This window comes from Luteimonas sp. 9C, assembly GCF_902506295.1.
Lineage (GTDB): Bacteria > Pseudomonadota > Gammaproteobacteria > Xanthomonadales > Xanthomonadaceae > Luteimonas.
In genome coordinates, this window is sequence record NZ_LR733313.1 from 379,055 (window position 1) to 394,672 (window position 15,618).

General features: G+C 70.0%; 8 protein-coding genes and 1 riboswitch. Of the genes, 5 read left to right on the plus strand and 3 right to left on the minus strand.

Annotation, left to right across the window (positions count from 1 at the left end; all coding sequences use genetic code 11):
- Positions 1 to 88 precede the first annotated feature (88 nt).
- The 3 genes from CURTO8I2_RS14800 to thiC all read right to left on the minus strand — a co-directional run bounded on the left by CURTO8I2_RS14800 (position 89) and on the right by thiC (position 5,478).
- Entirely contained in the window at positions 89 to 2,713 is a 2,625-nt protein-coding gene (locus CURTO8I2_RS14800) for a winged helix-turn-helix domain-containing protein (protein ID WP_236551177.1), read from the minus strand.
- Between the two features lie 166 nt (positions 2,714 to 2,879).
- Positions 2,880 to 3,476 carry a DUF4136 domain-containing protein gene (locus tag CURTO8I2_RS14805; protein ID WP_159682005.1) on the minus strand — a complete coding sequence of 199 codons (597 nt, stop codon included), beginning with the start codon at positions 3,474 to 3,476 and terminating at the stop codon, positions 2,880 to 2,882.
- A 124-nt stretch (positions 3,477 to 3,600) separates the two neighbouring features.
- Positions 3,601 to 5,478 (minus strand): phosphomethylpyrimidine synthase ThiC, encoded by a 1,878-nt coding sequence (gene thiC / locus CURTO8I2_RS14810; protein WP_159682006.1) that lies wholly within the window; start codon positions 5,476 to 5,478, stop codon positions 3,601 to 3,603.
- Positions 5,479 to 5,593: 115 nt separating this feature from the next.
- Positions 5,594 to 5,689: riboswitch (TPP riboswitch) on the minus strand.
- 382 nt (positions 5,690 to 6,071) lie between these two features.
- On the opposite strand from thiC, the gene thrA reads away from it, so the two are divergent.
- From thrA to CURTO8I2_RS14835, 5 genes are all read left to right on the plus strand, one after another.
- Positions 6,072 to 8,591, plus strand: a complete 2,520-nt coding sequence (thrA, locus tag CURTO8I2_RS14815; RefSeq protein WP_159682007.1) for a bifunctional aspartate kinase/homoserine dehydrogenase I — start codon at positions 6,072 to 6,074, stop codon at positions 8,589 to 8,591.
- Positions 8,588 to 9,553 (plus strand): homoserine kinase, encoded by a 966-nt coding sequence (locus CURTO8I2_RS14820; protein WP_159682008.1) that lies wholly within the window; start codon positions 8,588 to 8,590, stop codon positions 9,551 to 9,553. Before thrA ends, CURTO8I2_RS14820 begins: the two co-directional genes overlap by 4 nt.
- The gene (gene thrC / locus CURTO8I2_RS14825) at positions 9,550 to 10,836 is read left to right on the plus strand and encodes a threonine synthase (protein ID WP_159682009.1); all 1,287 of its coding nucleotides are present in this window, start codon (positions 9,550 to 9,552) and stop codon (positions 10,834 to 10,836) included. The genes CURTO8I2_RS14820 and thrC overlap by 4 nt, the downstream gene beginning before the upstream one ends.
- Positions 10,837 to 11,061: 225 nt before the next feature.
- A complete protein-coding gene (locus CURTO8I2_RS14830; RefSeq protein WP_159682010.1) occupies positions 11,062 to 12,273 on the plus strand; it encodes an efflux RND transporter periplasmic adaptor subunit in 1,212 nt (403 codons plus the stop codon).
- Between the two features lie 3 nt (positions 12,274 to 12,276).
- Positions 12,277 to 15,426 (plus strand): efflux RND transporter permease subunit, encoded by a 3,150-nt coding sequence (locus tag CURTO8I2_RS14835; RefSeq protein WP_159682011.1) that lies wholly within the window; start codon positions 12,277 to 12,279, stop codon positions 15,424 to 15,426.
- The last annotated feature ends 192 nt before the right edge of the window (positions 15,427 to 15,618 follow it).

A 15,618-nucleotide genomic window follows, 5' to 3' on the forward strand; every position in this document is an offset into this window, starting at 1 on the left:
GGCGACTGTTGTGCCGGGTCTGGCCCGGCATTACCCGAAGTCGGTCGTAGAGTTTGCCGAAATCGTGGCGAATAGAGTTCCGAAGATTTTACGAAAACTTTTTTCTAAGGGATATCAACCACTTGACGATTCCGTCGTGCGCGGCAGGTGAGGCCGGCATCGGCATGAACCCGATGCCACTGCCGTCGTCCGAAGCGAGCGACACGTAGGAATAGGTTCCGCCGACCGAGAACCCGTTCGTCGTACTGCGCGTGAGCGGATCAACGCACTCGACGCCGCTTTCGACCAGCGCACTATTCTCAATCTGGTAGCGGGACAGCCTGGTCCAGCAGGCCGGCGTGGCATCGAGATAGGCAAGGCGACCATTGGCGGCGAGGGACCAGCTGCGGTAACGCCATCGGGACGGCACCGCTTCGCTCAAGCGGATGATGCTGGCGCTGTCCAGGGACGGTGCCGCATCCCACAAACCGTTGGCATCGAGCCGGGTGTAAAGCACGCGATCACGCACCGGGTCGTACCGGACCTGCGAAACATCTTCGATACGGCCTTTGGCCTGCCAGGTCGCACGATCGTAGGCGACGAGCGAGGTCCCGCCGGTGGCGCGGTCCTCCTCCACCAGGTAAAGAATGCCAGGCGGCCCATAGACGGCCTGCGCGGGCCGGAGACCCGGCACAGCCAGCCGTTCGGTGCGACCGCTCGCGGGCTCGACCTCGAGGATCATGGGTTCGTTGGCGGCATCCAGCGCGGTCACCAGGAAGCGGCGTGCATCGGGCGACCAGGCGGGTGCCTGCCGGGTGTCCGGCCGTACGCCCTCGATCGGTCGTAGCGAGTCGGGCGCACCGAGCCGTCCCCACCACAGTTCGAAACGCCCGGCGCGATCGGATGTGAACACCATCTGCGCACCGTCCGGGGCGAGCGTCGGCTGCGAATCGCGCCCCGACGACATGAACAGGCGCTCCCAGTCGCCGCTGGACCAGTCCACGCGATAGATGCCGAACTGCGGGCGGCGATGCACGAACGCCATCATCCCGGTGCGTGCGGACACCGAGGGCGTCTGCGCATCCTCGATGCCCAGGTCGACGACCGTGCCGCTGTCGACATCGGCGCGGTACAGCCGCGCCTCGCTGTCGACGCGCAATCCGAACACCATCGACCGACTGTCGGGCGCCCACGACCAGCCGCGCATTTCGGCATTGAGATGGGTCACCTGCTGCGGCACACCGCCGGCGACCGACACCCGCCACAGGTCGCCCATCTGCGGATTCCGGATGAAGCCGATCCAGCGCCCGTCGGGTGAGACCTGCGGCGCGTAGTCGATATCGCCGGGCGCGCCTGCGTAATCGATGTTCCGCCAGCGCCCGCCCACCGGATCGAGGATCCGCAGGCGCGTCCGGTCGCCCTCGCCCGTCATGGTGCCGAACAGCAGACCGCTACCGTCGGGCAGCCAGTCGAAGCTCAGGAGATCGCTGCCGTCGCACCGCGCGATCTCACGCTCGTCGCCGACGCCATTGGCCGATACCAGCAGCACGCGGCAGGCGCCGTCGACTTCCCAGCGGGCAAACGCGATCTCGCGGCCATCCGGCGACCACGCCGGCAGGTCGTCGAGGGCGCCCTGCGGAGGCCGGGACAAGGCGCGGGGCGCGGCGCTCGACGTGGTCTGGACCAGGATCGCCGACTGCTGCGCGGCGCCGCCCCGGCCCGATGCGGAGTACGCCACCATGGAGGCATCCGGCGACAGCGACGGCGACAGCGCGAAGCCGGTCGCACTGGTGATCAGACGGTACGGCCGGCTCACCGGCGCAGGGCCCGGTGCGATCGCCATGGCCGGCTCCGAACCGCCCGCCGATTCGAATGTCGCCCAGAGTCCACCCACGACCAGGGATACGAGCGCCAGCACTGCCGTCGCAAGCAGCCAGAGTCCACGCTGCAATACGACGCTGCGCGGGCGGGCATCGACCTGCGACGCGATCGGCGTCAACGGCGTTGCCGCGAATGCGGGATCGGTCGTCAAGCCACCGGTGGGCTGCGGCATCGGGGCGGGCCCGGATGCCAGCACCTCGACCGGCACGTTCAGACGGTAGCCGCCCTTGGCGATCGTCTCGATGTAGCGCTTGCCTTCCTCGGCGCCGACGCTGCCCGCGCCGAAGGCCTTGCGCAGCTGGGTGATCGCCTGCGTGAGCACGTCGTCGGTCGGCAGGGTGTCGGGCCAGACCTCGGCGAGCAATTCGGTGCGTCCGACCACCGCCCCTGGCGCACGTGCCAGCATCCTGAGCACGCCGATCGCCTTGGGCGTGACACGGCGAGGACCACGCGCCCCGGGCATCAGGATCTCGCGCGTGGCGAGATCGACCGTCCCGTCGCCCACGCGGAGACGCATCGGCGTCGGCGCGTCGGAGAGGGAGGAATCTGGCATCGGGGCACCTAAAGACAGGCGGGGGAGATTAGCCAAGACCGGCTGAATGAAGCGCAGCCTGACGCCGAACTCAGCACAGCGCGCGTGACACAGGTCATGGCCATCAGCCGGGACCCCAAACGCTCCATAGCTGTTCAGGTTCGAGCGTCGCGAGAGGATAAGACGCTTGTGTGACAGAGCGCTTGCGTTCGGGCGGAGTGCGGCCCAACCACAGGTCTGCGTTTCATCCCCGCGACTCAGGCGCGCGCGCGCGTTCGGCGAACGCTGAACTGGCAGACAGAGCACCTGTCCGGTACGCACGATGTTTTCGAAACATTGCGGGATCCTGCGTGCGATATCCGCATACGGCCGGGCAAGACCCTGCTGCGTGACCGGCCAAGCCGACGGCCGAGTCCCGGCCGCTTGTCCAAGGCCAAAAAAAACGGGCCTTTCGGCCCGTTTCTGATCATCGCTTCGCAGTTCGGAATCACATCGCCTGCGCGCGTGCGCCTGCCTGGTGCGGATAGTTCGCGAAGATTTCCGCGATCGTCGAGTTGATCCGCTGCGCCCGCTGCTCCGGCTTCAGGTTGGACACGCGCCCCACTGCAATGCCTTCCCACACCAGCCGCTTCTGCCGCGCATCCACGAGATCCACATTCATCGTGCCCTCGGTGTAGCGATAGACGCTGGTGCGCTCGTTCCAGTACGGCACCGCGAAGTAGCCGCGGGCGCGGTAGCTGTAGTAGTACGCATAGTCGACGGTCGGATAGCTGCTGACGTCGGTACGACGTTCCATGTAAGCGTTGATGTTGACCCACAGGTCGGGATTGGTTTCGGCGTAGCGGTAGCCACGGCGCTCCATCTCGGCGCGTACGGCCGCCTTGGCGATCTCGCTGCTCTGGGTTTCGTAGCCCTCCTTCTCGATCGCCAGCGGCGTGTAGAAGGACCAGGTGCGGTAGGCCGAGAAGTCCGCGCGCGGATCGGCCTCGGTCGTGATGCGCGGTCCCGTGGCACAGCCGGCGAGCAGTGCGATGCCGCACAGCGCCACGAGCCAGGCGGCGACGCGGGACGTCGAAGTGTTCATGTCGGATCTCCCTGTTGTCTGGCGGATCGTGACGCGCTGTCCCGATACCGATACTGAACATACGCGGCCCAGCGTCGCGCGGATGCGACGGCCCGCGCAACGGTTCATCCGGCGGCCGGCACCCTCATTCCGGCCGGTAGACCTCCGCGCCCTGTGCCCGGAACTCGAGCGACTTTTCCGCCATGCCCGCCGTCAGCGCGTCCTCGGCCCCGACGCCATGCTCGGCCGCATAGTCGCGTACGTCCTGGGTGATCTTCATCGAGCAGAAGTGCGGGCCGCACATCGAGCAGAAATGCGCGGCCTTGTGCGCGTCCTTGGGCAGGGTCTCGTCGTGGAAGGCCTCGGCCTTTTCCGGGTCCAGGCCGAGATGGAACTGGTCCTGCCAACGGAACTCGAAGCGTGCCTTGCTGAGCGCGTTGTCACGCACCTGCGCGCCCGGATGGCCCTTGGCGAGATCGGCCGCGTGCGCGGCGATCTTGTAGGCCATGATCCCGTCGCGCACGTCCTCGCGGTTCGGCAGGCCGAGATGCTCCTTCGGCGTGACGTAGCAGAGCATCGCGCAGCCGTACCAGCCGATCATCGCCGCGCCGATCGCGCTGGTGATGTGGTCGTAGCCCGGGGCGATGTCGGTGGTCAGTGGCCCGAGCGTGTAGAACGGCGCTTCGCCGCACTCGCGCAGCTGCTTGTCCATGTTCTCCTTGATCAGCTGCATCGGCACGTGGCCGGGGCCTTCGATCATGGTCTGGATGTCGTGCTTCCACGCGATCTTGGTCAGCTCGCCCAGCGTCTCCAGCTCGCCGAACTGCGCAGCGTCATTGGCGTCGGCGATGCAGCCCGGGCGCAGCCCGTCGCCGAGCGAGAAGGCCACGTCGTAGGCTTTCATGATGTCGCAGATGTCCTCGAAGTGCGTGTAGAGGAAGCTCTCGCGATGATGCGCCAGACACCACTTGGCCATGATCGAGCCGCCGCGCGAGACGATGCCGGTCACCCGCTTCGCGGTCAGCGGCACGTATCGCAGCAGCACGCCTGCGTGGATGGTGAAGTAGTCGACGCCCTGCTCGGCCTGCTCGATCAGCGTGTCGCGGAAGATCTCCCAGGTCAGTTCCTCGGCGCGGCCGTCGACCTTCTCCAGCGCCTGGTAGATCGGCACCGTGCCGATCGGCACCGGCGAGTTGCGGATGATCCACTCGCGCGTTTCATGGATGTGCTTGCCGGTCGAGAGATCCATCACCGTGTCGCCGCCCCAGCGGATCGACCACACCAGCTTTTCCACTTCCTCGGCGATGCCCGACGACACGGCGCTGTTGCCGATGTTGGCGTTGATCTTGGTCAGGAAGTTGCGGCCGATGATCATCGGCTCGCTTTCCGGATGGTTGATGTTGTTGGGCAGGATCGCGCGGCCGCGGGCGATCTCGTCGCGCACGAATTCCGGTGTGATCACCTGCTGGATGTTGGCGCCGAAGGCCTCGCCCGGATGCTGCTGGCGCAGCAGCGCATCGCGCACGAGTTCGAGGCGCTGGTTCTCGCGGATCGCGACGTATTCCATCTCCGGCGTGACGATGCCGCGGCGCGCGTAATGCATCTGGGTCACGTTGGCGCCGGCCTTCGCCACGCGCGGCAGCGTGCGCGACGGAAAGCGCACGTGCGCGAGCTTCGGGTCGTGTTCGCGGCCGCGGCCGAATGCCGAACTCAATGCCGGCAGCGCTTCGGTATCGCCGCGTTCCTCGATCCAGCGCGCGCGCAGCGGCGCCAGGCCCGCGGCGAGATCGATCATGACGTCCGGATCGGTGTACGGACCCGAAGGGTCGTAGACCGTCACCGGTGGATTCTCCTCACCGCCGAACAGCGTGGGCGTGCGCGTCTGCACGATCTCGCGCATCGCCACGCGCAGGTCCGGGCGAGAGCCCTCGACATGGATCTTGCGCGAGCCCGGGATCGGACGCGTCACCGATCCGGAGAGCTGGTCGGTCTGCTGCAGCAGCGTGGAGGGCACGGCATTCATTGCATTCGTCCTGTGGTGGCGACGGGCACCCGAAGCGGGTTCCCCTTCTCGCGGACGAAGCGGCGGCGCGGACCCGACGCGACCACGCCGCATGCAATGCGGACGACGGTGCTGCGGCAGGTTCTGCGAAGCTTCCCTACGCCGGTATCAACCGGATCAGGTTCGAAGGGACTGTCTCAACCGGCTCATGCCGGTACCCCCGCTTCGGCGCGGATTAGAGCATGAAGCGCGCGCGCGCCCAACTCCGCGCGCCGCGCCGCGACCGGTCATGCATGCAGCGCCCCGCCCGCGCTGCCGGATCGTTACCGCGAAAACCGTTGACACCCCGCGCGACGCCGTGATTCCCTGCCTCAATGACGCAGCGCAACAACCATCGCACTCTCCGCCCGATCGTCGCTCCGGCGACCCTCGGCGCGCGCGCTGGCGCAGCGTCCATTACCACGCGCGGCACCCTGACCGGCACCGGTACCACCGGCCACGGGATGTGGACGCGCGCCGCCAGTTGATCTGACCGCCCGCTCCGCATCCCGACCCGGGGTGCGGACGCCACGTCCCGACCCTGCCGGCTGCGGAGCTCCATGAGGAGTTCTCCGATGTCCGCCGTTGCGCCGCTCGCTTCACCCGTCTCCCCGGCATCGCCCGCGCTCGCCTGCCACGTGCACAAGTTCGGCGGCAGCAGCCTGGCCGATGCCGCGCACATCGACCGGCTCGCCGCCCTCGTGCCTGCCGATGCACGCCTGCGACCGGTCGTGGTCTCGGCCATGGCCGGCACCACCAACGCGCTGGTCGCACTCGGCGATGCGGCCGCTGCCGGCGAAGACTGGAAGCCCGGCTGGGACGCGCTGCGCCAGCGCCACCTCGAGACAGCGGATGCGTTCGAACCGGAAGCGGGTGGACCGCTGCACGTCGCGCTCGAGGCGGAGTTCGCTGCGCTGGCGCGCGATCTGCGGGACCACGCCTCCGGTGTCGATCCGCACGCGCATGACGCGCGCCTCGCGCGCATCCACGGCTGCGGCGAACAGCTGTCGTCGCGGCTCGTCCAGGCCGCGCTCGGCCCGGACTGGCGCCGTCTCGACGCGCGCGAGGTGCTGGTGGTCCACGCCGCCGAAATGGGCGCCGTCGTCGACTGGGATGCCAGCCGCGCGCGGCTCGCCAGTTGGCGCCTCGCCCACGGCGCACGCGATGTCGTGATCACCGGCTTCGTCGCACGCGACGCAGACGGCCACGACACCACGCTGGGTCGCAACGGCAGCGACTATTCCGCGGCGATCTTCGCCCAGCTGTTCGACGCCGATGCCCTGACGATCTGGACCGACGTCGACGGCGTGCTGTCCGCGGATCCGCGCCTCGTGCCCGACGCCGTCTGCCTGGCGTCGATGTCGTATGCCGAGGCCTGCGAACTCGCCTATTTCGGGGCCGACGTGCTGCATCCGCAGACGCTGGCGCCGGTGCAGGCGCGCGGCACGCCGGTGCGCATCCGCAACAGTCGCAACCCGGCCGCACCCGGCACGCTGATCGCGATGGACACAGCGCCCGCGGCGTCACCGGTCAAGGGCCTGAGCCTGGTGCGCGACGTCGCGGTGCTCGAACTCGTCGGCAATGGCCTGGTCGGCGTGCCCGGCATGGCCGAGCGCATGTTCGCCGCGCTGCACGGCGCCGGCGTGTCGGTGACGATGATCTCGCAGGGCTCGTCCGAGCACTCGATCTGCTGCGTGGTGCGCGCCGGGCAGGCGACGCGCGGACACGACGCGATCACCGCAGCCTTCGCCGATGCGATCGCCGAAGGCCAGGCGCAGGGCGTCGCGGTGACCCGGGATCTGTGCGTGCTCGCGGCGGTCGGCGACGGCATGGTCGGCACCCAGGGCGTCGCGGCGCGCCTGCTCGACGGCCTGGCGCAGGCCCGGGTGAACATCCGCGCGATCGCCCAGGGCGCGAGCGAGCGCAACATCTCCGTCGCGATCGCGCAGGAAGACGCCACCCGCGCCCTGCGGGCCGCGCACGCCGCGTTCTGGCTGTCACCGCAGACGGTGTCGGTGGGCGTCATCGGCCCCGGCAACGTCGGCCGCGCGCTGCTGACGCAACTGGCAGAGGTGATCCCGGCGCTGCGTGCACGCGCTGGTGTCGATCTGCGCCTGCGCGCGGTCGCCAGCAGCCGGCGCATGCACCTGAGCGACGCCGCGCTCGATCCGGAGGCCGCAGGTGCGTTGCTCGACGACGAGGCCGATGCCTGCGATCTCGACGCCTTCGCCGCCCACGTCCGCGCCGACCATCTGCCGCACGCGATGATCGTCGACTGCAGTGCCAGCGACGCGGTCGCGGCGAGATACGCGGACTGGCTCGCCGCCGGCATCCACGTCGTCACCCCGAACAAGCACGCCGGCAGCGGCGACTGGCAGCGCTATGCACGGATCGCCGAGGCGCGCGCCTCGGGTCACAGCCGGTTCCTCTACGAAGCCACGGTCGGCGCCGGCCTGCCGGTGATCGTGACGCTGCGCAATCTGCTCGATACCGGCGACACACTGCATGCGATTGACGGCATGCTGTCGGGCACGCTGGCGTGGCTGTTCAACAGCTTCGACGGCAGCCGGCCGTTCTCCGAACTCGTGCGCGAAGCGCGCGCGCTCGGCTACACCGAGCCCGATCCGCGCGACGACCTGTCGGGGCTCGACGTCGCCCGCAAACTGGTGATCCTCGCCCGTGAAGCCGGCCGGCCGCTGTCGCTGGCGGATGTCGACGTCGAAAGTCTGGTGCCCGAAGCGCTGCGCGAGGTGCCGCTCGACGTGTTCCTCGCGCGCCTGTCCGAGCTCGATGCGCCGATGCAGGCCCGACTGGACGCCGCGCGCGCCGACGGGTGCGGGCTGCGCCATATCGCAAGGCTCGGTGCCGGCAGCGACGCCAGTGTTGGCGTGCGCGCACTTCCCGCCGATCATGCTTGCATGCATACACGCCTCACCGACAACCTCGTCCAGTTCACCACGGCCCGCTACGCCGAGAATCCGCTGGTCGTGCAGGGCCCCGGCGCCGGCCCGCAGGTCACCGCCGCCGGCGTGTTCGGCGACGTGCTGGCGATCGCCCACGCACTCGGTGCGCGCACCGGCTGGCGTCACGCATGAGTGGTCGTCTGCCATCCGCTCGCGCATTCGCGCCTGCGAGCGTCGGCAACATCGGCGTCGGGTTCGACATCCTCGGCCACGTCATCGACGGGCCGCGCGATATCGCCCACGTCAGCCGCATCGAGACGCCCGAGGTACGTATCGAGTCGATCGGCGGCGCGGTCGCGGGCGCGGACCGGTTGCCGCTGACCGCGGACGACAACACCGCGGGTCGCGCATTGCAGTCGTTGCGCGCGGCGTTGTCGCTGCCGTTCGGCTTCGCGCTGACGCTGGAGAAGGGCATACCGCTCGGTTCGGGGCTGGGGGGCTCGGCTGCGTCCTGCGTCGCGGCGCTGGTCGCGGCCAATGCACTGCTCGATGCGCCGTTGCCGCGCGAGGCGCTGTATCCCTTCGCGCTCGACGGCGAAGCGGTCGCCAGCGGCAGTCGCCATGGTGACAACGTCGCGCCGATGCTGCTCGGCGGCGTGACGCTGTCGACCGCCGATCGGCTCATCGCGCTCGACGTGCCCGACTGGCTGCATGCGGTCGTCGTGCATCCGGACCAGATACTGGAAACGCGCCGCTCGCGCGCCGTGCTGGCGAACCCGTATGCCTTGCACGACGTGGTGACCCACAGCACCCATCTCGCCCTGTTCCTCACCGGCCTGCAGCGCGGCGATCGCGACCTGATCCGCGCCGGCCTGCACGACGTACTGGTCGAGCCGCGACGCGCCCCCCTGATTCCCGGCTTCGAAGCCGTCAAGGCTGCCGCGCTTGCCCACGACGCGATCGGCGCCAGCATTTCCGGCGGCGGCCCCAGCGTGTTCGCCTGGTTTGCATCGCGCGCGGCCGCCGAACGGGCGGCGCCAGCGATGCGTGCCGGCTTCACTGCGGCCGGCATCGAGGCGCAGGCCTACGTGTCGCCGGTCGCAGGCCCCCGCGCCGACGTCATCGACGCGGTCGCGCCCGGCGCGGTCGCATGAAGTTCGTCAGCACCCGGGGCGGCGTGCCGCCCACCGCCTTCGACGCGGCGCTGGTCGCGGGTCTCGCGCCCGACGGGGGGCTGTACGTGCCGGTCGACCTGCCGCAGGTCGATCTGGTGACGCCGCGCGCCACCCTGGCAGACACCGCCCATGCGGTACTTGCACCGTATCTCGCCGACTCCGCGCTGCGTGCGCAACTGCCCGCGCTGTGCGACGAGGCGTTCGCGTTCGACGCGCCCCTGCGCCCCTTGCGCGGCGCCGGCGACCACGTGCTCGAGCTGTTCCATGGCCCCACCGCCGCGTTCAAGGATTACGCCGCGCGCTTCCTGGCCGGTGCCCTCGGCGCACTGCGCGCACCGGATGCGCCGGATACGACCATCCTCGTCGCGACCTCGGGCGACACCGGCGCCGCGGTCGCCGCCGCCTTCCATCGGCGACCGGGCTTCCGCGTCGTGATCCTGTACCCGGACGGCAAGGTGTCGCCGCTGCAGGCACACGGTCTCGAATGCTGGGGCGACAACGTGCGCGCCTTCCGCGTCACGGGAACCTTCGACGACTGCCAGCGCCTCGCCAAGCAGGCGTTGTCCGATGCGTCCCTGCGTGCGGCGCGGCCGTTGGGCTCGGCCAACAGCATCAGTCTCGGACGACTGCTGCCGCAGGCGGCGTACTACGCGCATGCCGCCGCGCGGCACCACGCGGCGACCGGCCGGCGACTCAATGTGATCGTGCCGACCGGCAACCTCGGCAACGCCTGCGCGGCGCTTGTCGCCAGACGCATGGGCGCGCCACTCGGCGACCTGCATCTGGCCTGCAATGCCAACGACACCCTGACGCGTTTCCTCGCCGGCGCGGACTACGCACCGCAGGCGACGCGCGCCACGCTGGCGAACGCGATGGATGTAGGGGCGCCGAGCAATATCGAGCGCCTGCGCCACTGGTTCGACGACGATGCCGCGTTGCGCGCCGCGGTGCAGGCCACCACCATCGACGATGCGACGATCCGCGACACGATTGCAGCGGCGCCTGTTCGTCACGGCATCGTCGCCTGCCCCCACACCGCCACTGCGTTGCACGTGCTCGACACCCGCCGCGCCGCAGGCGACACGGACGACTGGGCGATCGTCGCGACCGCGCACGCGGCGAAGTTCGAGTCGATCGTCGAGCCCCTGGTCGGCCACGCGATCCCGTTGCCGGATGCACTGGCGGCCTGCCTGGCGCGACCGGCCGAATCCGAGAGGTTGCCGGTCGACGACGCCGTCCTGCGGGCGCGCCTGCTGGCTTGAGACGCCCGCGCGGGCGTGGCGTTCACGCCGCATGCGCTCCGTCGGCGGATGGCGACGCCGGCGGACGCACGGCGCTCGCACGCCACATTGCCGGCCTGTCCAACGCGGCGCATTCACGCTGCAGGGCCAGGGGCGCAGCGCGCGCCGGGGATCCGGACGCCGCCTCTCCACGTATGGTGAAGGCGGACCTCGTGTAACGCGCCCGACCGCCACGATCAGGATGTCATGACTGCCAGAACCGGGATTCTCTCCGCCGCCTTCCTGCTGCTCACCGCCTGCGACACCGGTGCCGACGACGCATCCGACGATGACGCAGCGGCCCAGGTCTCCGTGGCCGTGGCGCAACCCGCAACGTTCGGTGAACGCTTTTCCCTGACCGGCACGCTTACCGCGGAACGCGATGCCCGCCTCTCCCCGCGCGTCGACGGACTGGTGGCACGTGTCCATGTCGATGCGGGCGACCGCGTGACCGCCGGCCAGGCGCTGGTCGAACTCGACCCGGCCGTGGGCCGTCAGGCGCTGGCGCGCGTCCGCGCGCAGGCCGCCGAGGCCGCCGCCGCCGCGCAGGAGGCCGAACGCCTGTTCACCGAGGCGAAACGGCTGGGCGAAGGCCAGTTCATCGCGGCCAGCCAGATCGATGCGCGCGAGTCCGAGCTGCGGCTGGCGCGGGCCGCGCTGGATTCCGCACGCGCCAGCGAACGCGAGCAGGCCGAACTGGTCGAACGCCACGTCCTGCCCGCCCCGTTCGACGGCGTGGTCGCCGAGAAGCTGGCCGAAGCCGGCGAATGGGTGCAGCGCGGCACGCCCGTCCTGTCGCTGGTGGCGACCGACCGGGTGCGCCTGGATGTGCAGGTGCCGCAGGAGCGCTACACCGATCTCGGCGACGACGCGGACGTGCAGGTGCACGCCGATGCGCTGGGTGGCGAGCCGTTGCGCGCAACGATCGGCGCGCGCGTGCCGGTCACCGACGCCGGCGCCCGCACGTTCCTGCTGCGGCTACTGGTCGACGATCCGCAGGACCGGCTGCTGCCGGGCACCTCGGCGCGCGCGGAGATCGCGCTGCCGGCGCGCGAACCCGCGCTGGCGGTGTCGCGCGACGCGTTGCTGCGCCAGCCCGACGGCAGCTACAGCCTGTTCGTGGTCGAGGCGGCCGGCGCCCGCGCCGGCGGTGCGACGACGGACACGCCGGATGACGACGAGACGACGGCGGACGCGCAGCCATCGCGGAGCGGCAATGGCGATGGCGATGCCGCCGACACAGCACCGCCAGTCACGCCCGACACGCTGGTCGCCCGTCAGCGCACGGTGCGCGTCCTGCGCGACCAGGGCGACGAGGTCGCGATCAGCGAAGGCCTCTCCCCGGGCGAGCGCGTGGTGGTCCGCGGCAACGAGGCGCTGGTCGACGGCCAGCCGGTGCGCGTGGCGCCGGAGCGCTGACCGGTGGGGTTCGCGCCGGTCCTGCGCCAGGGCACGCTGATCACGGTCGCGGTGCTGATCGTCTGCGTGATGGGCATCGCCTCGGCGCTGCGCGTGCCGGTGCAGATGATCCCCGACCTCGAGGTGCGCACGATCTCGGTCGACACCCGCTGGGCCGGCGCGACGCCGCAGGACGTCGAGAAGGAGATCGTGATCGAGCAGGAGCAGGTGCTGCGCACGCTGCCCAACCTCGCACGCATGGTGTCCACGGCCACGACCGGACGCGCGACGATCGAACTCGAGTTCCCGTTCGGGGTCGACATCAACGAAGCGCTGGTGCGCACCAACAACGCGCTCAGCCAGGTCTCGGGCTATCCGGAAAACGTCGACGACCCGGCGTTGACCACCAGCTCGTTCTCCGACAACGCCTTCATGTACTTCCGCATCGGCCGCAGCGCCGACAGCGCGCTCGACCTCGACCTCGACATGATGCGCGACTACGTCGAGGACTACGTCCGCCCGCGGATGGAACGCGTCGACGGCGTGGCGCTGGTCGAGGTCGGCGGCGGCAGCGAGCGCCAGGTGCGCATCGAACTCGACCCCGCGCGGCTCGCGGCGCGCGGCCTGTCGATGGCCGACGTGCGCGACGCGATGCGGCTGCGCAACGTCGACAGCTCCGCCGGCGACCTCGATGCCGGCAAGCGCCGCTACCTGGTGCGCACGGTGGGCCGCTTCACCGAGGTCGACGCCGTCGACCAGTTGGTGATCGCCGAGCGCGACGGCGCGCTGGTGCGGCTGCGCGACGTGGGCACCGTCTCGCTCGATCATTTTGAACGCCGCGACCTGTCGTTCAACAACGGCCAGCCCGCGCTGAGCCTGTCGATCCGGCGCGAGCCGGGCTCCAACGTCATCGACATCAAATACGCCGCGCTGCCCGAGGTCGAGCGCATCAACGCCGAGCTGCTGGCGCCGCTGGGGCTGGAAATGACGCTGTCCAGCGACGACGTGCGCTACGTCGAGGATTCCGTGGCCAACGTCTGGACCAACCTCGCGCTCGGCGCCCTGCTGGCGACGCTGGTGATGTTCGCGTTCCTGCGCTCGGGCCGGGCCACACTGACCGGCGTCATCGCGATCCCGATCTGCACCATCGCCGCGTTCGTCGGCCTGCTGCTGGCCGGGCGCACGCTCAACGTGATCTCCATGGCCGGCGTCGCGTTCGCGATCGGCATGACCGTCGACAACACCATCGTGGTGCTGGAGAGCATCGACCAGGCGCGGCGACGCGGGCTGGAGCGCTTCGAGGCCGCGGTCGAGGGCGTGCAGCGCGTGTGGAAGGCGGTGCTGGCCTCGACGCTGACCACGATCCTGGTGTTCGCGCCGATCCTGCTGATCGAGGAAGAAGCCGGCCAGCTGTACTCCGACATCGCGATCGCGATCTCGGCGTCCATCTTCGCCTCGATGCTGATCGCGGTCACCGTGGTGCCGGCGCTGGGCGCACGGCTGGCGACCGCGGACCACGATGCCGAGGTCCCGGGCGCCGCGTTCTTCGACCGCTGGGCGGCGCGGATCTCGTCGCTCACCGCGGCGCCCGCGCGGCGGACCGTGGTGCTCGCCGGCACGGTCGTCGCGGCCGGACTCGTGCTGTGGCTGCTGACGCCGCCGGCCGAGTACCTGCCCGAAGGCGAGGAGCCGAAGACGTTTTCGCAGCTGATCGCGCCGGCCGGCTACAACCTCACCGAGATGGAAGGCATCGCACGCGAGATCAGCGACGGTCTGCTGCCGCACCTCGACGAGCCGCCGGAGAAGTTCGCCGACGGCGACACCGACATGCCGGCGCTGGCGTACTTCAACCTGTCGGTGAACCCGCAGGGCCTGCGCATCATCACCGAGCCCAAGGAACCCGCCGACATCGACGCGGTGATGGACGCGCTCGACGCGCGTTTCCAGGCGTATCCCGGCATGCGTGCGTTCTCGTCGCGCGGCTCGATCATCTCCAGCAACGATGGCGGCACGCGCAGCATCAATGTCGACATCTCCGGCGTCGACCTCGACGAGCTGTACGCGGTCGCGGGCGTCGCCTACGAGCGCGCCCAAGGGCTGTTCGAGGGTGCGCGCATCAACTCCGACCCGACCTCGCTGAGCCTCGACCTGCCGCTGGTGGAACTGGAACCGCGTTGGGACCGGCTGGCGGAGACCGGACTCGACGCTGACAGCTTCGGCTTCTCGGTCGCCGCGCTCAGCGACGGCGCCTACGTCGACGAGCTGATCCTCGGCGACGACAAGGTCGACGTGTACCTGTTCAGCAGCGCCGGCAGCGACCAGCGGCTGGAGCGCCTGCGCGACCTGCCGGTGGCGACGCCGTCGGGCGCCGTGCTGCCGGTGTCGGCGCTCGCCGATTTCAACGAGACCGCCAACACCGACAGCATCCGCCGGCTCGACGGCCGGCGCACGGTGACGCTCAATATCGTGCCACCACGCGAGGTCGCGCTGGAGACCGGCGTCGCCACCGTCACCCGCGACCTGCTGGAGGCGATGGCCGCCGACGGCGATCTGCCGCCCGACGTGTCGATGGAGATCTCCGGTGCCAGCGACCAGCTGACCGCGACCCGCGAGGCCGTCGCCGGCAATTTCGCGATCGCGCTGCTGCTGTCGTACCTGCTGCTGGTCGCGATCTTCCGTCACTGGGGCAGGCCGCTGTACGTCATGGCGACGGTGCCGCTGGGCATCGCCGGCGGCATCCTCGGGCTGGCGCTGCTCAACGGCGTCGGCGGCGTCCTCGGGATGCTGGGCCTGCGCGGGATCTCGCAACCGTTCGACATGATCACGCTGCTGGGTTTCCTGGTGCTGCTGGGCACGGTGGTGAACAACCCGATCCTCGTCGTGTCGGAAGCATTTGCGCGGATCGAGGAGGACGGCGTTGACGCGGTGCAGGCCGTCGTCGACGCGGTGCGCATCCGGCTGCGTCCGATCCTGATGTCCACATGCACCACGATCTTCGGCCTGGCGCCGCTGGTGCTGATCCCCGGCGCCGGCACCGAGCTGTATCGCGGCCTAGGCGTGATCGTGCTCGCAGGGCTCGCCTGCTCCACCGTGGTGACGCTGACCTTCCTGCCGTGCCTGCTGGTGACGACACTCGGCCTGCGCGGGCGGATGGGCAAGCGCCTGTCACGTTAGCCGCAGGCGCGCCTGTGCGCCGCGCCCGTGCGCTCTGCCGAGACTGCCCGCGTCGCCGCGCGCCATCCCTGCTGTGAGCGCGTCAGATCGCACCGGATCACCAACGCGTTTCCGCAGACCATGTCGACGACGATCACACACGCGAAGACGCCCCCCGATCCTTGCGGCGCGGGAGGCGTCAGGGACGCATCG